The 19,737-nt window shown below is 63.5% G+C and carries 21 protein-coding genes; 11 read left to right on the top strand and 10 right to left on the bottom strand.

What is annotated here, in order from left to right:
- Positions 1-147: 147 nt before the first annotated feature.
- Genes BLU15_RS23695 through BLU15_RS23680 form a run of 4 tightly spaced genes read left to right on the top strand, consistent with a single transcriptional unit; the run spans position 148 to position 3,348 of the window.
- Positions 148-627, top strand: a complete 480-nt coding sequence (locus tag BLU15_RS23695; protein ID WP_034788710.1) for a MarR family winged helix-turn-helix transcriptional regulator — start codon at positions 148-150, stop codon at positions 625-627.
- Positions 628-672: 45 nt separating this feature from the next.
- Positions 673-1,374: a response regulator gene (locus BLU15_RS23690; protein ID WP_043618070.1), complete on the top strand. Its 702-nt coding sequence runs from the start codon at positions 673-675 to the stop codon at positions 1,372-1,374.
- 32 nt (positions 1,375-1,406) lie between these two features.
- The gene (locus tag BLU15_RS23685) at positions 1,407-2,789 is read left to right on the top strand and encodes an ATP-binding protein (RefSeq protein WP_034788716.1); all 1,383 of its coding nucleotides are present in this window, start codon (positions 1,407-1,409) and stop codon (positions 2,787-2,789) included.
- 55 nt (positions 2,790-2,844) lie between these two features.
- Positions 2,845-3,348: a tetratricopeptide repeat protein gene (locus BLU15_RS23680; RefSeq protein WP_090298494.1), complete on the top strand. Its 504-nt coding sequence runs from the start codon at positions 2,845-2,847 to the stop codon at positions 3,346-3,348.
- 5 nt (positions 3,349-3,353) lie between these two features.
- Here the strand turns inward: BLU15_RS23680 and BLU15_RS23675 are convergent, their stop codons facing one another.
- The 6 genes from BLU15_RS23675 to BLU15_RS23645 form a co-directional block, all read right to left on the bottom strand.
- Complete coding sequence (locus tag BLU15_RS23675) at positions 3,354-3,917, bottom strand: protein-tyrosine phosphatase family protein (protein ID WP_090298491.1); 564 nt, start codon at positions 3,915-3,917, stop codon at positions 3,354-3,356.
- 5 nt (positions 3,918-3,922) lie between these two features.
- The gene (locus BLU15_RS23670) at positions 3,923-4,264 is read right to left on the bottom strand and encodes a tRNA-binding protein (RefSeq protein ID WP_034789031.1); all 342 of its coding nucleotides are present in this window, start codon (positions 4,262-4,264) and stop codon (positions 3,923-3,925) included.
- A 38-nt stretch (positions 4,265-4,302) separates the two neighbouring features.
- Complete coding sequence (locus BLU15_RS23665) at positions 4,303-5,262, bottom strand: LysR family transcriptional regulator (RefSeq protein ID WP_090298488.1); 960 nt, start codon at positions 5,260-5,262, stop codon at positions 4,303-4,305.
- Between the two features lie 351 nt (positions 5,263-5,613).
- Complete coding sequence (gene proC / locus BLU15_RS23655) at positions 5,614-6,432, bottom strand: pyrroline-5-carboxylate reductase (protein WP_090298482.1); 819 nt, start codon at positions 6,430-6,432, stop codon at positions 5,614-5,616.
- Positions 6,433-6,434: 2 nt separating this feature from the next.
- A complete protein-coding gene (locus BLU15_RS23650) occupies positions 6,435-6,935 on the bottom strand; it encodes a type III secretion system chaperone family protein (protein WP_034788736.1) in 501 nt (166 codons plus the stop codon).
- Between the two features lie 447 nt (positions 6,936-7,382).
- Complete coding sequence (locus BLU15_RS23645; protein ID WP_034789034.1) at positions 7,383-7,643, bottom strand: accessory factor UbiK family protein; 261 nt, start codon at positions 7,641-7,643, stop codon at positions 7,383-7,385.
- A gap of 216 nt (positions 7,644-7,859) precedes the next feature.
- Here BLU15_RS23645 and lgt point away from each other — a divergent pair, with 216 nt between their 5' ends.
- From lgt to BLU15_RS23615, 6 genes are all read left to right on the top strand, one after another.
- A complete protein-coding gene (gene lgt / locus BLU15_RS23640) occupies positions 7,860-8,696 on the top strand; it encodes a prolipoprotein diacylglyceryl transferase (RefSeq protein ID WP_034788738.1) in 837 nt (278 codons plus the stop codon).
- A gap of 61 nt (positions 8,697-8,757) precedes the next feature.
- On the top strand, positions 8,758-9,861 hold the full coding sequence (locus tag BLU15_RS23635) for a class I SAM-dependent methyltransferase (RefSeq protein WP_090298479.1): 1,104 nt from the start codon (positions 8,758-8,760) through the stop codon (positions 9,859-9,861).
- Positions 9,862-10,012: 151 nt separating this feature from the next.
- The gene (gene pgeF / locus BLU15_RS23630; protein WP_034788741.1) at positions 10,013-10,807 is read left to right on the top strand and encodes a peptidoglycan editing factor PgeF; all 795 of its coding nucleotides are present in this window, start codon (positions 10,013-10,015) and stop codon (positions 10,805-10,807) included.
- A gap of 1 nt (position 10,808) precedes the next feature.
- Positions 10,809-11,960 (top strand): M24 family metallopeptidase, encoded by a 1,152-nt coding sequence (locus BLU15_RS23625; protein WP_034788744.1) that lies wholly within the window; start codon positions 10,809-10,811, stop codon positions 11,958-11,960.
- Between the two features lie 89 nt (positions 11,961-12,049).
- Positions 12,050-12,889, top strand: coding sequence for a hypothetical protein (locus BLU15_RS23620; protein ID WP_060518713.1), 840 nt, complete (start codon positions 12,050-12,052; stop codon positions 12,887-12,889).
- Positions 12,890-13,096: 207 nt separating this feature from the next.
- A complete protein-coding gene (locus tag BLU15_RS23615) occupies positions 13,097-14,029 on the top strand; it encodes a ribose-phosphate pyrophosphokinase (RefSeq protein WP_034788749.1) in 933 nt (310 codons plus the stop codon).
- A gap of 72 nt (positions 14,030-14,101) precedes the next feature.
- On the opposite strand, the gene BLU15_RS23610 is transcribed toward BLU15_RS23615, so the two are convergent.
- A complete protein-coding gene (locus tag BLU15_RS23610; protein ID WP_090298554.1) occupies positions 14,102-15,130 on the bottom strand; it encodes an aldo/keto reductase in 1,029 nt (342 codons plus the stop codon).
- Between the two features lie 117 nt (positions 15,131-15,247).
- On the opposite strand from BLU15_RS23610, the gene BLU15_RS23605 reads away from it, so the two are divergent.
- Positions 15,248-16,153 (top strand): LysR family transcriptional regulator, encoded by a 906-nt coding sequence (locus BLU15_RS23605; RefSeq protein WP_090298476.1) that lies wholly within the window; start codon positions 15,248-15,250, stop codon positions 16,151-16,153.
- Between the two features lie 9 nt (positions 16,154-16,162).
- Here BLU15_RS23605 and BLU15_RS23600 read toward each other — a convergent pair whose 3' ends face one another.
- From BLU15_RS23600 to BLU15_RS23590, 3 genes are all read right to left on the bottom strand, one after another.
- Positions 16,163-16,561, bottom strand: a complete 399-nt coding sequence (locus BLU15_RS23600) for a DUF779 domain-containing protein (protein WP_060581759.1) — start codon at positions 16,559-16,561, stop codon at positions 16,163-16,165.
- A gap of 157 nt (positions 16,562-16,718) precedes the next feature.
- Complete coding sequence (gene adh / locus BLU15_RS23595) at positions 16,719-18,227, bottom strand: aldehyde dehydrogenase (protein ID WP_090298472.1); 1,509 nt, start codon at positions 18,225-18,227, stop codon at positions 16,719-16,721.
- Positions 18,228-18,580: 353 nt separating this feature from the next.
- Entirely contained in the window at positions 18,581-19,537 is a 957-nt protein-coding gene (locus BLU15_RS23590) for a helix-turn-helix domain-containing protein (RefSeq protein ID WP_060606738.1), read from the bottom strand.
- Positions 19,538-19,737 lie beyond the last annotated feature (200 nt).

The following is a 19,737-nucleotide window of genomic DNA, read 5'->3' as shown; positions in this document are numbered from 1 at the left end:
ACGGCATATCCTTTCAGATGTTGCCAACGCCAAATGTCTCGCTTACCGAGCATGGACGCTAATGCTATGGTAAAAATATGTCAACAAAGCTGACATATTTTTTCGAATGTTTCGCAAGTTGCAATCAGGCTGAAAGGAAATGACCGCGTGGCCGGCCAATCCAAAGAGAACACCCGGTATCTGAACGATGCCGCCGCCGATGACGATACGATCGATTTCGAGATCATCGAGCTGCTCTTCTTCGCCTATCGCGACTTCACCTCCGACCCGGATGCGATCCTGGAAAAGAGCGGCTTCGGACGGGCGCACCACCGCGTCGTGCACTTTGTCGACCGCGAGCCGGGCATGACAGTCGCCGACCTCCTGGACACGCTGAAGATTACCAAGCAGAGCCTTGCCCGGGTGCTGAAGCAACTGATCGACTCCGGGTATATTCGCCAGGAAACCGGCCCTGAAGACCGGCGCCAGCGGATGCTCTACACGACGGAAGAAGGCCAGGCACTGGCGCGTGCGCTTGCCGAGCCACAGTCCCGCCGCATAGCCGATGCATTGGCAAGAACCGGTCCGGGCGCGCGCGAAACGGTCAAGCGCTTTCTCGCCGGGATGAAGAACAACGCCGCAGACTGACGCCCGCCGTAGCGCGGGTCTGACCTGCAACTTGGGAAGCGTGGAATGACGACAAAAGCGACTGTCTCGGACGATGCGGCTCACCTTCTGGTCGTTGACGACGACCGGCGCATCCGCGATCTGCTCAACCGCTACCTGGTCGAACAGGGTTTTCGCGTGACGACCGCGTCCGATGCGGACGAAGCCCGACGCAAGCTCGTCGGCCTCGACTTCGACCTTCTGATCGTCGACGTGATGATGCCCGGCGAAAGCGGCATTTCGCTCACCCAGAGCCTCAGGCAAATCAAGACCGTGCCGATCCTGATGTTGACGGCGCTGGCGGAATCCAACTCCCGCATCGAGGGTCTCGAGGCCGGCGCCGACGATTATCTGTCGAAGCCCTTCGACCCGCGCGAACTGGTGCTGCGCATCAACAACATCCTGCGCCGCAACCAGCCGGCCCAGGCCCCCAAGGTCGACCAGGTGATCTTCGGTCCCTACACCTTCTCGGTGGTGCGCAAGGAGCTGCGTCGTGGCGCCGATCACATCCGCCTGACGGACCGCGAGCAGGAGATCATGACACTCTTTTCGCAACGTGCCGGCGAAACCATCCCGCGCCACGAGTTGATCGGCGACGATGCCGAAGTCGGCGAGCGCACGATCGACGTGCAGATCAACCGCCTGCGCCGCAAGATCGAGGACGACCCGTCCAACCCCGTCTGGCTGCAGACGGTGCGCGGCATCGGCTACCGGCTGAGCGTGGACTGAAATGGCAGCCTTTCCGATGAGCGCGGCAAACCATGGCAAGCTTTGACGGCATAGAGCACGGCGCATCCGGGGCGAACGACAATGCCTGGAGGCGGTTCACCCGCTGGCTGCGCCGTCGCCTGCCCATGGGGCTTTACGCCCGCTCGCTGCTGATCGTCATCATTCCCATGGTGCTTCTGCAGTCGGTGGTCGCCTTCATCTTCATGGAGCGCCACTGGCAGCTGGTGACGCAGCGCCTGTCGGCCGCCGTCACCGGGGACATTGCCGCGATCGTCGATCTTATCGACACCTTCCCTGCCGACCGCGACATCTCCGAGATCATCCGCATCGCCCGCGATCAGCTCGATCTCAGCATCTCCGTGGACCCGCCCGGCGAACTGCCGCCGCCGCGCCCCAGCCCCTTCTTCGAAATCCTCGACCAGATCCTCGGCGAAGAGATTTCCAACCAGGTCCGCCGCCCCTTCTGGATCGATACGGTCGGCAACTCCAAGCTCGTCGAGATCCGCATCAAGCTCGATGACGGCCGCATCCTGCGCGTCTATGCCCGGCGCAACCAGGCCTACGCTTCCAACACCCACATCTTCCTCGTCTGGATGGTGGCGGCCTCGCTGGTGCTGCTGACGATCGCGGTGCTCTTCCTGCGCGGCCAGATCCGCCCGATCCTGGCCTTGACCAAGGCGGCCGAAAGCTTCGGCAAGGGCCAGAAGATCGACGACTTCGCGCCGCGCGGCGCCGATGAAATCCGCCGCGCCGGCCTCGCCTTCATCCAGATGCGCGAGCGCATCGAACGCCAGATCGAGCAGCGCACCGCGATGCTGACTGGCGTCAGCCACGATCTTCGAACCATCCTCACCCGCTTCAAGCTGCAGCTGGCGCTTGCCGGCAACAACCCCGATCTCGAAGGCCTGAACCAGGACGTCGATGACATGCAGAACATGCTGGAAGGCTATCTGGCCTTCGCCCGCAGCGAAGCGGAGGAGGACGTCGGCCAGCTGAAACTCAGCGACCTGATGACCCGGCTCGCCGCTGAAGCCGAACTGCTCGGCAAGACCCTGACCACATCCATCGAGGGGGAAGACGATATCCGCGTGCGGCCAAACGCCTTCACCCGTCTCGTCGCCAACATCGCCTCGAACGCCTACCGCTACGCCAACACTGTCAAGATCGATGCGCGCCACAGTGCCAAGTGGCTCACCATCACCGTCGACGATGACGGCCCAGGTATTCCCGAACGTTCGCGCGAGGATGTGTTCAAGCCGTTCTTCCGCCTCGACGAAGCCCGCAATCTCGACAGTTCCGGCACCGGCCTCGGGCTGGCGATCGCCCGCGATATCGCCCGCAGCCACGGGGGCAACGTCACGCTTGGCGACAGCCCGCTCGGCGGCCTCAGGGCAACGGTGCGCGTCCCGGCTTGACGTTCCCGCGCGGGCGGGCCACTTCTGGCCACGAATGGGCTAAGGGGAACGGGCCATGGTAGACGCCATCGATTGGGCTGACTGGGAGCGACGGCTGGCCGAACTCTGGGCAACCTTCGACCCGACAGATAGCGACGCCTTTATCGCCCGCATCGATGCCCTTGCCGCCGAACTGCCGGCAGGACATGCCATCGGATTGTTCGAAAGAGCCTCGGCGCAGGATTCGACCGGCCATGAGATGAAGGCGGAGCCGCTCTACCGGCAGGCGCTGGAAAACGGTCTTCAGGGAATTCGCCGCCGACGGGCCACCATCCAGCTCGCCAGCACCCTGCGCAATCTCGGCCGCGCCAAAGAAGGTGTCGCCCTGCTCACCGCCGAGCGGGACAAGCCATCGGACGAACTCGACGATGCGGTCGTCGCCTTCCTGGCGCTCTGCCTCGTCGATACTGGCCAGGCGCAACAGGCGGCCGCGCTCGCGCTCGCCAGCCTGTCACGGCACCTCCCCCGCTACAACCGCTCACTCAAGCGCTACGCCGAGATGCTGTTGCCGGAGAGTTGAGCCCGTCAGCGCTGGTAGATCGACGTCAGGCCGCGTCGTTCGTTGAAACGGTGCCAGGCGTCGATACGGCGCGGATGACGGGCGCGCATGACATCGAGCGGCGCGAGCAGTCGGCCGCCGCGGCCAAGGGCGGCATCGAGGATCTCGATGATGCGGCGATTCGGCCAGGGCTTGCGGGTGATCGTCAAGAGCGCCCGGAAGGCTTCGTCCTCTCGTCCCGCGCCAAGCTGATGCGCAATCAGACCATAGGCAAAGGCCGTCGAGCGGCTGACGCCGGCATGGCAATGCACGAGAATGCGGCTCTCAGCATGCTCGGCCGCCGGGCGCATCGCCTCGAAAACTTCGAGCACCAGATCCGGGAAATGCTGGGTGGCGGTCGGGTTTTCCTGGTCGCGCATGCGCACGACCCGGTGGCTGGCGTCCGCAATCACGGGCACGTTGGCATCCGGCAATTCGGGATCGAGCAGCGACAGCACATGACTTGCGCGCCAGTCGCGCGCGGCATCGGCGGCGCGCCAAAGGCAGGACACCTTGACGCGCTCGGGGATCACTTCGAAAGCAATGTTCATGGGGATCACATCAATTTCTTGCCGTTGGGGACCGGCCGTTCGGTGGCAGCCAGCACGATCGCACCGGCCTCGTCTGCAAAGCCCAGCGTCAGCACTTCAGAGCGCACAGGTCCGATCTGGCGCGGCGGAAAATTGACAACGCCCAGCACCTGCCGCCCGACGAGATCCTCCGGACGATAGTGCACCGTGATTTGCGCTGATGACTTTTTTATGCCGATTTCCGGGCCGAAATCGATTTTCAGCTTGATGGCCGGCTTACGCGCTTCCGGAAACGGTTCGGCCTCGACGATGGTGCCCACGCGAATGTCCACGCGCTCGAAATCAGCAAATTCAATAGTTTCAGCCATCGTCATTCCCTATGTGAAATCTCATCCGAGGAGCTGGATTAAAGCATCGGGCGAGATTTCGGAAGCACGGCGGCCTCGGCGGGCTCCCCGCGAAATCTGGCCTCCTCCCATGGGCGACGCGCGAACTGCTCGGCAAGGAAATCGACGAAAACACGCACGCGTGGCGGCAAGAATCGCCGGTGCGGATAGACGACCGTGATCGGCTCTGCCTCGGCATAGTTGCTGCCGGTCAGAAGCGGCACCAGCAATCCCGCCTTGATATCTCCGCCCACGAGCAGTTCGGAAAGGCGCACGATGCCGATGCCTGCGAGCGCAAGCCGTCGGAGCGCTTCGGTGCTGTTGGCTTCGACGGAGCCACGAACACGGATCGCACGCCGGCAGTTGCCATCCTGAAATTCCCAAACGTTGAGACGGCCGCGGGCGGTGATGGCAAGGCAGACATGCCGCTGCAGGTCGTCAGGCGTTTGCGGCGCGCCGTGCCGCTCGAGATAGGCGGGTGCAGCGCAGATGACGCGACGGTTTGGTGCGAGCCGCCGCGTCACCAGCGTGCTGTCGCTTTGTTCCGCCACCCGCAGCGCAACATCCGCCTCACCGTTCATGAGGTCGACGACCGCGTCGCTGAAATCGAGTTCCAGGTCGATCTCCGGAAACCGTTCGATGAAATCAGGCAGCATGGGCACGATCAGACGATGACCGAAGGCGCTGGGCAGGCTCACCCGCAGCCGCCCGCGCGGCACCGCCCCCGGTTGGATCGCAACCTCCGCATCTTCCATGTCGCCGAGGATGCGGCGGCTCGATTCCGCATAGGCGCTGCCTTCGCTCGTCAGGCTGATGCTGCGCGTCGATCGCTGCAGCAGGCGCACGCCAAGGCGCGCCTCCAGCCGGCCAACGATCTTGCTGACCGCCGATGGCGTCATGCGCAACCGCCGCGCCGCCGCCGAGAAATCTCCCTCCTCGACGACAGCGAGAAACACCGCCATGGCTTCCTGTCGATCCATCTATCTATTCCATTTCGTCACAGATAAACGGAATTTAACATGGATTATCGCCGCGAGCGACAGGCTGTAGCTTGGACCGGAACTCAGACAGCGAAGCTTGAGGAGTAACGGAAATGGGCAAGCAGCCGAGCAGCAGTCTGCCGATGAGTTATGAGCTGCATTCCTGGGCTCGGCGTCAACGCAGCATTGCGATCGGCGACCTCTGCCGCCGCGTGATCGGCACAATCTGGAGAAGTCTCGTCAATCGCCAGCCAAGCCGCGATCATGGGGCCTGCGCCGGCGCTTCCCCGGCGCGAAACCCTTAGGCCAGGCGCCATGCCGGCCCAACATGGGGCCAGCCGCATTCAATATTCAGCCTGCGAGTTCTTCCGCGCGCTTGCGCGCCGCAGCGATCGCCTTGTCAAACAGCGGCTGCATGCCGTCGTCGGCCATCAGCACGGACAGTGCCGCAGCCGTCGTGCCGCCGGGCGAGGTCACGTTCTGGCGCAGCCGCGCGGCTTCGTCAGGCGACTGGTGCAAAAGTTCGCCAGCCCCAGCGACGGTTTCCCGCGCGAGCCGCATGGCGAGGTCCGCCTCAAGGCCGGCCTTGCGGCCCGCCTCGGCCATGCATTCGACGAGGTAGAAGACATAGGCCGGACCGCTGCCCGAAACGGCGGTGACGGCATCGATCTCGGCTTCGGTGCGGACCCATTCGACCGGACCGCTGACCTTCAGGAGATCATGAACCCGAGCGCGCTGCTGATCGCTGACGCGGGCATTGGCAAAGGCGCCGGTGACACCGCGGCCGATCATGGCCGGGGTATTCGGCATGGCGCGCACGGTCGCCGCGGCACCAAGATGGGCTTCGATGAAGGAAAGCGTCTTGCCGGCAGCAACCGAAACGATGACGGTATCCGGGCCGACGAGAGATTTCAGCGGCGGCAAGACGGCGTCCATCACCTGCGGCTTGACCGCAAGGAAGATCACACCCGCCTGGACACCCAACGGTACCGAGGTCGCATGCGTCACGCCGTTGTCCGAGATCAGCTGCGCCATGGCCGGCGGCGGGCCGGGATCGACGACGAGAACGTCCGCGCCTTTAACGCCGCTCTTCAGCCAGCCCGAAAGCATGGCGCCGCCCATATTGCCGGCGCCGACGAGCACGATGGGACCGGAAGCGGCGTTCGTCATGATCAGGCTTCTCCAACCGTTTCGAACAGGACGGCATCGACGGCGCGCTGCGCGTCCATGCCGGACCAGACGACGAATTGAAACGCCTGATAATAGGATTCGCAAGCGTCGAGTGCGCTCGAAAGCAGAACTTCGACCTGCTGGTTGGTGGGCTCGGCGCCGCCGGCAAGCAGCAGCGACTGGCGGAAGATCACCACTTCCTCCTGGCGCCACAGATCGAAGTGGCCCATCAAAACCTGCCCATTGATATGGGAGAGCAGACGGATGACTTCGTTGACCCGGCTTTCCGACACCTTGATGTCGAAGGCACAGGCCAGGTGCAGCGCCTCGAATTCCTCCATCCAGGAGAAGGAAACGTGGTAGTCCGCCCACTTGCCTTCGACCGTCATGGCGATTTCGTCTTCGCCGGATCGTTCGAACGACCAGTCGTTATTGGCGGCCACGAACTCGATCATATCGACCGGGTTGGATTGGCGCTCGACTTCCATTTCCAAAAGGCTCATGCATCACCCTGCATAGGTGTGGCACGGGCATGCGTCATCACGCTCACAAGACGCAACGCCGCAAACCCAACACCGATTACAAACACGTATGATTGCTGAACTCACATCCATCCTGGCTGACTTACCCTGCCCGGAGCTTACGTGGTTCGTTTCGAATCATCATTTAAAATCAGTGTATAATGGCGGAGTCAGGCTGCCAGCCCCTCGGCCCAAAAATAGCCGTGAACAATCGCGTCCACGTTGTCATGTGAATGAAGCGGTTGAGCTTAACTGACTCTGCCATAAGGGTTTTTTGGCAGTGTCCACAGGTGGAAAACTTTTCAGGTTTTATTAACCACCCATCATGCCGTTTCAGACCTATGCGGCTGAACCACAGCAAAACGCCCGCAGATGAGGTCCGCGGGCGAAGTAAAAACGCTGAAATGCCGTTATTTCAAGGGAATCGCGTTACTTGCCCGTATCGACGAGACGCGCTTCGAGAGCCTCAATACGGGCCAGAAGCGCATCGTTTTCCTCGCGCGCCTTGATGGCCATTTCCTTGACCATTTCGAACTCTTCGCGCTTGACGACGTCGAGCGAATTCAGCGCCCGCTCCGCCTGCGCCCGGAAGGCCGTTTCAACCTCGCGGCGCACGCCTTGAGCGGCGCCGGCAGCATCGGTCATCAGCTTGGCAAAGTCATCCAGGATGCGGTTGGTGCCTGTGCTCATCGTCGCGATCTCCATATCAGCCATCGCCTCTAAAGGCGCGATGCGGTCCATGGGTTTCAGGTAGGGTCACCGGCCGCGCGATGCAAGAAAAATCACGCGCGCCATCACGGCTCCCTTCACGACCCTGTGTCCGGGGCGCGCATTGCCGCCCTTGACCGAGGTGAAATCGCTCGCCATGGTCCGCCGAAACAACCGGCCCGGCACGAGAACAATAAATTGGAAACATTAGCGACCCGCCTCGCCATCCTCCCCTTCCCCGAAATCGACCCCGTTATCGTCCAGATCGGCCCGCTGGCCATCCACTGGTACGGGCTCGCCTATGTGGCGGGCATTCTGCTCGGCTGGTTCTACGCCCGGCGCCTGGCGATGAACGCCTCGCTCTGGCGGGACGACAAGCCGGCCATCACGCTGCAGCAGCTCGACGACTTCCTGCTGTGGGCCGCCGGCGGCATCGTGCTCGGCGGCCGCATCGGCTACATTCTCTTCTACGATCTCGGCTCAGTGCTCGCCAATCCGATCCGCGCGCTGGAAATCTGGAACGGCGGCATGTCGTTCCACGGCGGCTTCCTCGGCACGACACTCGCCATGATCCTGTTTGCGCGCAAGAACAAGATCGCCATCTGGAGCCTGTTCGACATTGTCGCCGCCGTCGTCCCGATCGGCCTGTTCTTCGGTCGTATCGCCAACTTCATCAACGGCGAACTCTGGGGCCGCCTCTCGTCGATGCCCTGGGCGATCGTATTCCCGACCGGCGGTCCGTTCGCCCGCCACCCGAGCCAGCTCTACGAGGCCGCCCTTGAAGGTATCGTCCTGCTCTCCGTCCTCGCCTGGTTCATCTATCGTCGTCACGCGTTGAAATCCCCGGGGCTCGTCACCGGCATCTTCGTGCTCGGCTATGCCCTGAGCCGCATTTTCGTCGAATTCTTCCGCGAACCGGACGCGCAGATCGGCTATCTTGTCGGTGGCTGGCTGACCATGGGCATGCTTTTGTCGCTGCCAATGGCGCTCGCCGGCATCTGGGCCATTGCCCGGGCGCGGCGCGCAGCCACCTGAGAGCGGATGGGGCAAGGGCGCGCGGCTATTCCGGCCGCCGCCCCGCGAATTGGACGAAGGCATGACGACACCACTTGCGGACAAGATCAAGGCGCTGATCAAGACCCACGGGCCGATCAGCGTCACCGATTATTTCTCGCTTTGCCTGGCGGATCCGGAGCACGGCTACTACCGTGTGCACGAGCCCTTCGGCAAGGAAGGCGACTTCACCACGGCGCCGGAGATCAGCCAGCTCTTCGGCGAGATGATCGGCATCTTCCTCGTCCATGCCTGGCAGCAGCACGGCAAGCCTGAGGGCGCCGTGATTGCTGAAATCGGCCCCGGCCGCGGCACGATGATGGCCGACATGCTGCGCGTCGTGCGCCGCCTGGCACCTGATCTCTATGCTTCCGCCGGCGTGCATCTCGTCGAAACCAGCGAACGGCTGCGTAAGGTGCAGTCGGAAACGCTCGCCGCCCATGGTCACAAGGTCGAATGGCACACGAGCTTCGAGACCCTGCCGGAAGGCTTCCTGCTGCTTGCCGCCAACGAGCTTTTCGACGCCATTCCGATCCGGCAGTTCGTGCGCACGGCGCAAGGCTTCCGCGAGCGCATGGTCGGGCTTGATGCCACGGACGAACTGACCTTTGCCGCCGGCGTTGCCGGCATCGATCCCGAGCTTCTTCCGACGCCGGCGCAGGGTGTTGCCGAAGGCACGATCTTCGAGATTGCTCCCGCCCGCGACGCTGTCATGTCGGCCCTCTGCGAACGGTTGAAGATCAGCGGCGGCACCGCCGTGATCATCGACTATGGCCATATGGCTACCGGCTATGGCGATACGCTGCAGGCCGTGCGCGATCACGAATACGATCCGCCGCTCGCCAGCTCCGGCCGCGCCGATCTCACCAGCCACGTCGATTTCGAGCAACTCGCCCGCCGCGCCAAGACGGACGATGTGCAGATCAACGGTCTTGCCCACCAGGGCGATTTTTTGGTCGGCCTCGGTCTTCTGGAACGCGCCGCGGCCCTTGGCCGCGACAAGGATGCGCTGACGCAGGAAACCATCCGCCAGGACGTCGAGAGGCTTGCCGGCGCAGGCGCCGGAAAGATGGGCGAACTGTTCAAGGTCCTGGCCGTCAGCAGCCCGCCGGTGCCGCTCTCGCCGTTCCGCAAACCGAAGGCTTGAACCTCCACCCGACGGCACCCCTGCCGTTCGGGAATTGACAGCCCTGTCGTCGCGGGTCAACATCGCGCCGGCAAATCAAGAGCCAGTCGCCGGGCCGGAGCGCGCGCCCAAACCCATTGATTTTCCTGATAAAGCAAAGGCGAATATACCAATGCAGCATGACGCCGCGCTCTCTCCTGTGCAAAGCTCGCTTTTCAGCGAGAAGGCCGGACCGGCAATCGCCCATGGCTATTTCACCCGAACAGGCGGCGTTTCCGAAGGGATCTATCGCGGCCTCAATGTCGGGCTTGGCTCCAAGGACGAGCGTACCCATGTCAACGAGAACCGCGCCCGCGTCGCCCGCTGGTTCGGCGCCTCGCCAGAGCGCCTGGCGACCGTGCACCAGGTCCATTCCCCAGACGCCGTGGTGGTCGACGAAAGCTACGACGGCGCCCGCCCCGAGGCCGATGCGCTGGTGACGGCAACGCCGGGCATCGTGCTCGGCGTGCTCTCGGCCGATTGCGGCCCCATCCTCTTTGCCGATGCCGAAGCCAACGTCATCGGTGCCGCGCATGCCGGCTGGAAGGGCGCGCTCGGTGGCGTGCTCGAAAGCACCATCGACACGATGGTTTCGCTCGGCGCGCAGCGCGAGCGCATCGTCGCCTGCCTCGGCCCGTCGATCAGCCGTCGGAACTATGAGGTCGGCTCCGAGTTCGTAGAACGCTTCGTCGCGGCGAACGAAAGCTACGCCACTTTCTTCCGGCCTTCGGAGCGCGACGGCCATGCCATGTTCGACCTGCCAGGGCTGACGATCAAACGGCTGGTCGAAGCGGGCGTTGCCGCCGAGAATCTCGACATCTGCACCTATGCCGACGAGGAGCGTTTCTTCTCCTATCGGCGCACGACCCACAGGCAGGAACCGGACTACGGCCGACAGATTTCCGCCATTTGCATACGAGGGACCTGACATGGCGCTTCACTTTGCCCAGGAAGAATATGCAAGCCGTCTCGAGCGGCTGACGGAGAAGATGCGCGAGGAGAAGCTGGACGCGGTGCTGCTTTTCGCCCAGGAGAGCATGTACTGGCTGACCGGCTACGACACCTTCGGCTACTGCTTCTTCCAGACGCTGGTCGTCAAGAAGGACGGCTCGATGGTGCTTTTGACGCGCTCGGCCGACCTGCGCCAGGCCCGTCATACATCGAACATCGAGCGTATCGAGATCTGGGTCGACCGGGCCAATGCCGACCCGACCATGGATCTCAAGAACCTCTTGAGCGAACTCGACCTGCTCGGCTGCCGCATCGGCATCGAATACGACACCCACGGCATGACCGGCCGCGCCGCGCGGCTGATCGACCGGCAGCTACAGACCTTTGGCGAGCTGATCGACGCCTCGCATCTGGTCGGCCGCCTGCGCCTGATCAAGAGCGAGGCGGAAATCGCCCATGTCGAAAAGGCCGCAAGCCTTGCCGACGACGCGCTCGATGCCGCCCTGCCCCTCATTCGTCCTGGCGGCAACGAGGCCGACATTCTGGCCGCGATGCAGGGAACGATCCTTGCCGGCGGCGGCGACTATCCGGCCAACGAGTTCATCATCGGCTCCGGCGCCGATGCGCTGCTCTGCCGCTACAAGTCCGGACGGCGCCTGCTGGACAGCCAGGACCAGCTTACGCTGGAATGGGCCGGCGTCAGTGCTCACTATCATGCGGCGATGATGCGCACCGTCGTCATCGGCGAGCCGACCAATCGCCATCGCGAACTCTACAGCGCCTGCCGCGAAACCATCCAGGCGATCGAGATGGTGCTTCGCCCCGGCAACACCTTCGGCACCGTCTTCGACGTGCACGCCAGGATCATGGACGAACGCGGCCTTGCCCGCCACCGGCTGAACGCCTGCGGCTATTCGCTCGGCGCCCGCTTCTCCCCCTCCTGGATGGAGCAGCAGATGTTCCACCTCGGCAATCCCCAGGAGATCGAGCCGAACATGTCGCTGTTCGTGCACATGATCATTATGGATTCCGACAGCGGCACCGCCATGACGCTTGGCCAGACCTACCTCACCACGACAGACACGCCGCGCGCGCTGTCGCGTTACGGCCTGGACTTCATTTCTGCTTAGGGAAATCCGCCTAGACTTGCGTTCGTAATGGCAGACGACAGGAGACGTTTCAGGAAACTGCCGCGAAGAAACGGACGGACGGTTTGAACATGCGAAAGCTCACCACGCCCATCGTAGCTCTTGGCCTCGCCATTGCGCTCGCCGCCTGCAACAGCACCGAGATGCTGACGCCACAGGTTGACGTCGGCGGGGGAACCTTCCGCTCGCCGCCAGTGACGCAATCCGACCTCGACGCCATGTCGACGCAGACGGCGATGGCGCCGGTGCAGCGCGAACCCGTCAGCCAGACCACCGCCTATTCGCCTCAGCCGGCTCCGTCGAACACACCGACGGCCTATGCCACCGGCGACGCGACCTATACCGATCCGGCCGGCACCTTCGAGGGACAGGCAAGCCGGCTTGCCGCCGGTTCCGAGCCCGTCCAGAACACGATCGAGAGCCGCCAGGCACCGGTGGAACAGGCGCCAATACAGCACACGCCCGTTCAGCAGGCGGCGGCCGCGGCCGAAGAAATCCAGAGCCAGCCGACCGTCGCCGCCCTGCCGAAGGCAAGTGCTGCCGCGAGCGGCACGATCCGCTTCCTGCCGATCATCGGCGCACCGGTCCAGGCGGTGACACCGCTTTCCAAACAGCTCGGTGCCGACGCTCGCGCCCGCGGCCTGACGATCAAGGGCTCGGCGGACGCCAGCAGCGAGCATATCCTCAAAGGCTATTTCTCGGCGCTGAAGGACGGCGACAAGACGACGGTCGTTTATGTTTGGGACGTGCTCGACGGCAGCGGCAACCGCCTGCACCGCATCCAAGGACAGGATCAGGTTCCCGGCGGCGGCACGGATTTGTGGAGTGGCGTTCCGGACACAACCATGCAGGGAATTGCGACGAAAACCATCGACGCCTATCTCGAATGGCGGCAATCTCAAGCCGGTTGACACAAAGTTTTTAGGATATTGGCCTTCGCGGCGCAGCATTCCCCTTGCATTCAAGTTCAGTCTCGCTAAAAAGCGGCCGATCAGCTCTGAACGGCGGCCATCCGCAAAGAATGACCGCGATTGGAATGGCTCTCGGAATCTGCGCGGAAAACACCGCTGCCGGAAAAGTACCGGACGGTGACCGCGCCAGCTCAAGGCGGTCCGTCAATGAAGGTTTTCGCAGGTAATTCGAACCGGCTCCTGGCCGAAGCGATCTGCAACTATCTCAACCTGCCTCTCGGCAAAGCGACGGTACGCCGTTTCGCCGATCAGGAAATCTTCGTCGAGATCGGCGAAAACGTACGCGGCGAGGATGTCTTCATCATCCAGTCGACCTCGTTTCCCACCAACGATCACCTGATGGAACTGCTCATCATGATCGACGCGGTGCGCCGCTCCTCCGCTCGCCGCATCACTGCCGTGCTTCCCTATTTCGGCTATGCCCGCCAGGACCGCAAACCCGGTCCGCGCACGCCGATCTCAGCCAAGCTGGTCTCCAACCTGATCACCGAAGCCGGCGCCGACCGCGTGCTGACCCTCGATCTTCATGCCGGCCAGATCCAGGGCTTCTTCGACATCCCGACCGACAACCTCTATGCGATCCCGATCCTGGCGCGCGACGTCAAGGAAAACTACGACCTGAAGAACGTCATGGTCGTTTCGCCGGACGTCGGCGGCGTGGTACGCGCCCGTGCGCTTGCCAAGCGTCTCGACTGTCTGCTGGCGATCGTCGACAAGCGCCGCGACCGTCCGGGTGAATCCGAAGTCATGAACGTCATCGGCGACGTGAAGGGCAAGGACTGCCTGCTGATCGACGACATCGTCGATTCCGGCGGCACGCTCTGCAACGCGGCCGAGGCGCTTTTAAAGAACGGCGCGACCAGCGTCACCGCCTACATCACCCACGGCGTTCTCTCCGGCGGCGCGGTTGCCCGCGTTACCTCGTCGATGCTGAAGGAACTGGTCATCACCGACTCGATCCAGCCGACGACCGCCGTCCAGTCAGCCCACAACATCCGCGTCATCTCGACCGCGGGCCTGCTCGGCGAAGCCATCAGCCGCACGAGCCAGGAAGAGTCGGTATCGAGCCTCTTCGACTGAGGTCGTCCGGAACGCCCGAATTTCCAAATCGCCGGCGCCATACGCGCCGGCGTTTTTCGTTGCGGGACGCGGTTACTCCCCGAACGCCTGGGCCAGCGGCTGGTCGACGAGATTGTCGATGAACCAGTTGGGATAGACAGGCGCCGGCACGGTCTCGGCATCGAGCGCCGAGATCTCCGGCGCCGTCAGAGCGAGATCGGCGGCGCCAAGATTGTCCTTCAACTGGTGGGGCTTGGAAGCGCCGAGCAGCACACTGGTCACCGCCCTCTTCGAAAGCAGCCAGGCGATCGCCACCTGGGCGACACTCGCCCGATGTTCGCCGGCGATGCCGCGCATGCGCTCCACCAGCTTGAAGCCCTGCTCCTTGTCGAAGGGCAGGATGTCGAAGCCGGAATAGCGGTTGTCCGGATCGCCGAGATTGTCGCGGGTGTACTTGCCCGAAAGGAAACCCGAGGCGAGTGGGCTCCACACCGTCAGCCCCAGCCCATAGCGCTGCATCATCGGAATGACGTCACGCTCGACGTCGCGGCCGAGCAGCGAATAGTGCATCTGGCCATGGGTGAAAGGTGCCAGTCCGTTGGCCTTCTGGATTTCGAGGGCCGCTGCCACCTTCCAGGCCGACCAGTTGGAAAAGCCGATATAGCGTACCTTGCCGGAGCGCACGACCGCGTCGAGCGCTGCGAGCGTTTCCTCAAGCGGCGTATGCGGGTCTTCCTTGTGGACGATATAGGCGTCGATCCAGTCGGTTGCGAGCCGCTTCAGGCTCTGGTCGACCGACCAGAGAATGTGACGGCGCGACAGACCGGCCTGGTTGAGCGACGTGCCGGTGCGGAAACCGACTTTGGTGGCGATCACCACCTCGTCGCGACGTGATTTGAGCGCCGCACCCAGGATCCGCTCCGACTGGCCGGAGGCATAGGCGTCGGCGGTGTCGAAGAAATTGATGCCGGCATCGAGCGCCTGCCCGACAAGGGCGTCGGCAGCCTCGGCATCGGTCTTGTAGACCGCGCCGAGGCTGCGGTCGCCGGCAGTAAACGTCATCGCCCCGAAGGCGAGGCGCGAAACCACCAGACCGGTATTTCCAAGCGTCGTATATTGCATGTCGATCTCCATCCTCTGAAAGACAGGTTGCCGTTGGACAGATCATGCCGAAGTGGATTGCGGTGAAAAACCACCGCCTTCTTGATGGGCTTGGAAGAGTTGCTTCATAATCGCCGGATGGCGAACGACCCTTTCAACGGACTGAGAGAGTTTCTGGCGGTGGCAGAAGCAAAGAGCTTCACCGCAGCAGCGGCGGCGCTCGGCGTCACGCCCAATGCCGTCAGCCAGACGATCAGGGCGCTCGAAGCCCGCCTCGGCCTCCAGCTTTTCGTGCGCACCACCCGGCGCGTTGCTCTGACCGAGGCGGGCCTCGCCTTCCTGAAGCGCGTACGTCCCGCCGCCACCGAGATCGCCGACGCCTATGAGTTGCTCGGCGATTTTCGCGACCGGCCGATGGGCAATCTCCGGCTGACCGTGCCGCGCATGGCCATCCCACTTGTGCTGACGCCCCTCCTGCCGCGGTTTCGCCAGGCCTATCCAGACGTTTCCGTCGAAGTCTCCATCGACGATGCGGCCGTCGACATCACCGAACATGGCTTCGATGCCGGTATGCGCATCGGCGAAGCGGTCGAGCGCGACATGATTGCCGTCCGGCTGACGCCTGACATCACGTGGGCCGTGGTCGGTTCGCCCTCCTATTTTGTCAAGCACGGGCGGCCGTCGACACCCGAGGACGTGACGCGCCACGAAGCCGTCCGCTATCGTTATCCGGGATCCGGCACGATCTACCGCTGGGAGTTCGAGCGCGAGGGGCGCGACGTCTCGGTCGATGCTCCGGGCGCCCTCACCGTCAATGATTTTCAGATGCTCATGGAGATGGCGGAGGCCGGCACCGGGCTTGCCTATCTGCCGGATCTTTCGGTGCGCGACGCCGTTGCGAGCGGCCGCCTCGAACGGGTGCTCGAAGCCTATCTGCCGACGTCGCCAGGTCTGTTCATCTATTTCCCCGCCAAGGCCCAGACACAGCCAAAACTGCGGGCCTTTCTGGACCTGGCGGCAAAAGTCATGCGGGAGCGGACATAGTTCCGCAGCTCACCGTCCACGGAAAACCACGGCACAGGCCTCGCCGCCGCCAAAGAGCCGGGAGCGCGTCAGGAAACGTCTCTCCCGTCCGTTGTCGAGCGAAAACATGCCGCCCCTGCCCGGCACCACGTCGATGATCAGTTGCGTGTGTTTCCACACTTCGAACTGGCTGGCGCTGATATAGACAGGCACGCCGCCGATCTCGCCGAGCTTCACGTCATTGTCGCCGACGATGTAGTCATCGGCCGGATAACACATGGGCGACGAGCCGTCGCAGCAGCCACCGGACTGGTGAAACAGGATATCGGGGTGATCCCGCCGGATTTCGGCGATGAAGCCGAGCGCCGCATCGGTTGCAAGCACGCGGGGTTCGCCGATTCCGCTGGATCCTATGAGTTCAGTGGACATTCGCGAGCCTCACTGTTCGAGAGCATTCTGCAAAAAGCCGGCTGAGGCGCGGGTGGAGAGCACGCCTCAGCCGTTGATCGAGCGAGAGGTAAAGGAGGAGAACACCCTCCCTCCCGCTCCTGTCGCCTTCCCCAGGCGGCGGGGAAGGCAGATCCAATCAGAAGAAGCCGAGCGCCTTGGGGCTGTAGCTCACCAGCATGTTCTTGGTCTGCTGGTAGTGATCGAGCATCATCTTGTGCGTCTCGCGGCCGATGCCGGACTGCTTGTAGCCGCCGAAGGCCGCATGCGCCGGATAGGCGTGATAGCAATTGGTCCACACACGCCCGGCCTGGATCTCGCGGCCGAAGCGGTAGCAGCGGTTGGCATCGCGGCTCCACACACCGGCTCCGAGGCCATAGAGCGTGTCGTTGGCGATCTCCAGCGCTTCGGCCTCGGTCTTGAAGGTGGTGACCGAAACGACAGGCCCGAAGATCTCCTCCTGGAACACGCGCATCTTGTTGTGCCCGCGGAAAACGGTCGGCTTGACGTAGAAGCCTTCCGACAGCTCGCCTTCGAGCACATTGCGGCCGCCGCCGGTCAGCACCTCGGCGCCTTCCTGTTTGCCGATATCGATGTAGGAGAGGATCTTTTCGAGCTGTTCGCTCGACGCCTGCGCGCCGATCATCGTGGCGCTGTCGAGCGGATTGCCCTGGCGGATCGCCTCGACGCGTTTTACCGCCCGTTCGATGAAGCGGTCATAGATGCTCTCCTGCACCAGTGCGCGGCTCGGGCAGGTGCAAACCTCACCCTGGTTCAGCGCGAACATGGCAAAGCCTTCGAGCGCCTTGTCGAAGTAGTCGTCGTCTTCGGCGAGCACATCGGCGAAGAAGATGTTCGGCGACTTGCCGCCGAGCTCCAGCGTCACCGGAATAAGGTTCTGGCTGGCATATTGCATGATCAGCCGCCCGGTCGTCGTCTCGCCGGTAAAGGCGATCTTGGCGATGCGCGGGCTGGTGGCGAGCGGCTTGCCGGCTTCGAGACCGAAACCATTGACGATGTTGAGCACGCCGGCCGGAAGGAGATCGCCGATCAGCTCCGCCCAGACGAGGATCGACGCCGGTGTCTGCTCCGCCGGTTTCAGCACGACGCAGTTGCCGGCCGCAAGTGCCGGCGCCAGCTTCCAGGCGGCCATCAGGATCGGGAAGTTCCAGGGGATGATCTGACCGACGACGCCGAGCGGCTCGTGGAAGTGATAGGCGACCGTGTCATGGTCAATCTCGCCGATCGAACCTTCCTGGGCACGGATGCAGGCGGCGAAATAGCGGAAATGGTCGATGGCCAGCGGAATGTCGGCGGCCATGGTCTCGCGGATCGGCTTGCCGTTGTCGAAGGTCTCGGCCCGTGCCAGCAGTTCGAGATTGTCCTCCATCCGGCCGGCGATCTTCATCAGGATGTTGGAACGCTCGGCGGCCGAGGTGCGGCCCCATTTCTCGCGGACGGCATGGGCAGCATCGAGCGCCAACTCGATATCGGCGGCATCCGAGCGCGCCACCTGGCAAAGCACACCGCCGGTCACCGGCGTCGTATTGTCGAAGTAGCGGCCGGCCACCGGCTCGCGCCATTCCCCGCCGATGAAGTTGCCGTATTTCTGTTTGAACGGGCTTTCGACGATCTTCTGATGCAGCATGCTCATTCCTCCCTGAGACCCAGCAATGGAGCTGTGAGGAGGAGCGTGGAGCGGTTCGGTTGTCTTCGATAGTGAGGCGTGATCGCCCGCGACGCGATCTGTTTCAGAATTGAGACAGCCAGGCGCCAGCTACTGTGCTGCAACGCAGCAAACGGGAACGGACACGATCGGAAGCTGCACCTCATCCCCCTGCCGGGACCTTCTCCCCGCGAGCGGGGAGAAGGGGCAAGCGGCAGCCCCCACGTCCCAATCAACGTAGTCACCCAAGCACGAAGACCGCCGTAAGGCACGTCCCCTCTCCCCGTATGCGGGGAGAGGGCTATGGTGAGGAGCAGATCGAGAATGTTGTGCGGTCAGTTGACCTGAAGCCGCTTCATCTTGCGGTAAAGCGTGGCGCGGCTGATGCCGAGCAGATCGGCCGCCATGGAGACATTGCCGTTGGCGCGCGAGAGCACCCGTCGAAGCGCAGCACGCTCCGCATCGGGAAGCTCGCCGGCATCACCCGACGTATCTTCCCGCAGAAGGTCAGAGGCCGGAACTCCGGCGGCAATGCGTTTGTCGTCGAGATCGAGCCATTGCCGGGCTGCACGCGTTGCGCCTAGCACGAGGTCGTCGCGGTCGACGGCGAGAAGCGCCGGCCCGGCGCGATCGACCGGGACCAGCACGATGCGCGCGCTGGCAAAGGCGCGACGGAAAAGGCCTGCCTCGATGCGCGCAGCCGCGTCGCGCACCGCCTGCGACAAGAGCGACATGGTCATTTCGGAGGCGTCCGAGCGGCAGGTGGAGATATCGATGGCCGCGGCCAACCGGCCGAGATGGTCGCGGATCGGCGCCGTGGTGCAACTGAGGCCGATATTGCTGCTGAGGAAATGCTGGTCGCGCTGGATGACGACGGCGCGCTCGTCGGCGATCGCGGTGCCGATGCCGTTGGTGCCGACGCTTGCCTCGCTCCAGACCGTACCCGACCAGAGCCCGACATCGCGAAAATCGGCATCGTCGCCGACGGCGCCGCGGCGTTCCAGCGCCACGCCCTTGTCGTCAGTCAAAAGCAGGCAGCAGCCGGCCCGGCCGACGGTGGCGAACAGCCGGTCGAGTTCACCGCCCGCTTCCAGGATCAGCTCGGCCGACCTCTGCCGGGCAAGCTCGAACTCCGCGCCGGACAGTCTGAGCGGCTGACGCCCCTCCTCGGGTGCCAGCCCATGCAGCGTCATGCACCGGCGCCACGACGCGGCGATCGGCGAACTGGCAGCCGCCGACGGCTGGTGCGCAACCTTGTAGACATAGTCTGAATGTTCCCTGACGGCAGCCATCGGCTTCCTCCCTGAAAGCGTCGTCCGGCGAAATGTCGACACGGCCGATCTCCCAAGCAGGCCGCATCCACGGGGGCCACTATAGCCGTCGTTTTCCGCGAAGGTCCAGCCAGACGAAGGTTCGAGAGCCGGCGCCTGTCAACGAGTTTGATCGGTGGATCACGCCGCCGATATCGACAGAGCGCCCGAATGTGCTACGC

The organism is Ensifer sp. YR511, from assembly GCF_900103045.1.
GTDB lineage: Bacteria > Pseudomonadota > Alphaproteobacteria > Rhizobiales > Rhizobiaceae > Ensifer > Ensifer adhaerens.
This window is presented reverse-complemented; position numbering and strand designations above follow the sequence as displayed.

Coding starts and splice junctions, on each gene's coding strand:
- BLU15_RS23690 (WP_043618070.1), top strand. CDS start 673: ATGACGACAAAAGCGACTGTCTCGGACGATGCGGCTCACCTTCTGGTC.
- BLU15_RS23685 (WP_034788716.1), top strand. CDS start 1,407: ATGGCAAGCTTTGACGGCATAGAGCACGGCGCATCCGGGGCGAACGAC.
- BLU15_RS23680 (WP_090298494.1), top strand. CDS start 2,845: ATGGTAGACGCCATCGATTGGGCTGACTGGGAGCGACGGCTGGCCGAA.
- BLU15_RS23675 (WP_090298491.1), bottom strand. CDS start 3,917: ATGAACATTGCTTTCGAAGTGATCCCCGAGCGCGTCAAGGTGTCCTGC.
- BLU15_RS23670 (WP_034789031.1), bottom strand. CDS start 4,264: ATGGCTGAAACTATTGAATTTGCTGATTTCGAGCGCGTGGACATTCGC.
- BLU15_RS23665 (WP_090298488.1), bottom strand. CDS start 5,262: ATGGATCGACAGGAAGCCATGGCGGTGTTTCTCGCTGTCGTCGAGGAG.
- proC (WP_090298482.1), bottom strand. CDS start 6,432: ATGACGAACGCCGCTTCCGGTCCCATCGTGCTCGTCGGCGCCGGCAAT.
- BLU15_RS23650 (WP_034788736.1), bottom strand. CDS start 6,935: ATGAGCCTTTTGGAAATGGAAGTCGAGCGCCAATCCAACCCGGTCGAT.
- BLU15_RS23645 (WP_034789034.1), bottom strand. CDS start 7,643: ATGAGCACAGGCACCAACCGCATCCTGGATGACTTTGCCAAGCTGATG.
- BLU15_RS23635 (WP_090298479.1), top strand. CDS start 8,758: ATGACGACACCACTTGCGGACAAGATCAAGGCGCTGATCAAGACCCAC.
- pgeF (WP_034788741.1), top strand. CDS start 10,013: ATGCAGCATGACGCCGCGCTCTCTCCTGTGCAAAGCTCGCTTTTCAGC.
- BLU15_RS23625 (WP_034788744.1), top strand. CDS start 10,809: ATGGCGCTTCACTTTGCCCAGGAAGAATATGCAAGCCGTCTCGAGCGG.
- BLU15_RS23620 (WP_060518713.1), top strand. CDS start 12,050: ATGCGAAAGCTCACCACGCCCATCGTAGCTCTTGGCCTCGCCATTGCG.
- BLU15_RS23615 (WP_034788749.1), top strand. CDS start 13,097: ATGAAGGTTTTCGCAGGTAATTCGAACCGGCTCCTGGCCGAAGCGATC.
- BLU15_RS23610 (WP_090298554.1), bottom strand. CDS start 15,130: ATGCAATATACGACGCTTGGAAATACCGGTCTGGTGGTTTCGCGCCTC.
- BLU15_RS23605 (WP_090298476.1), top strand. CDS start 15,248: ATGGCGAACGACCCTTTCAACGGACTGAGAGAGTTTCTGGCGGTGGCA.
- BLU15_RS23600 (WP_060581759.1), bottom strand. CDS start 16,561: ATGTCCACTGAACTCATAGGATCCAGCGGAATCGGCGAACCCCGCGTG.
- adh (WP_090298472.1), bottom strand. CDS start 18,227: ATGCTGCATCAGAAGATCGTCGAAAGCCCGTTCAAACAGAAATACGGC.
- BLU15_RS23590 (WP_060606738.1), bottom strand. CDS start 19,537: ATGGCTGCCGTCAGGGAACATTCAGACTATGTCTACAAGGTTGCGCAC.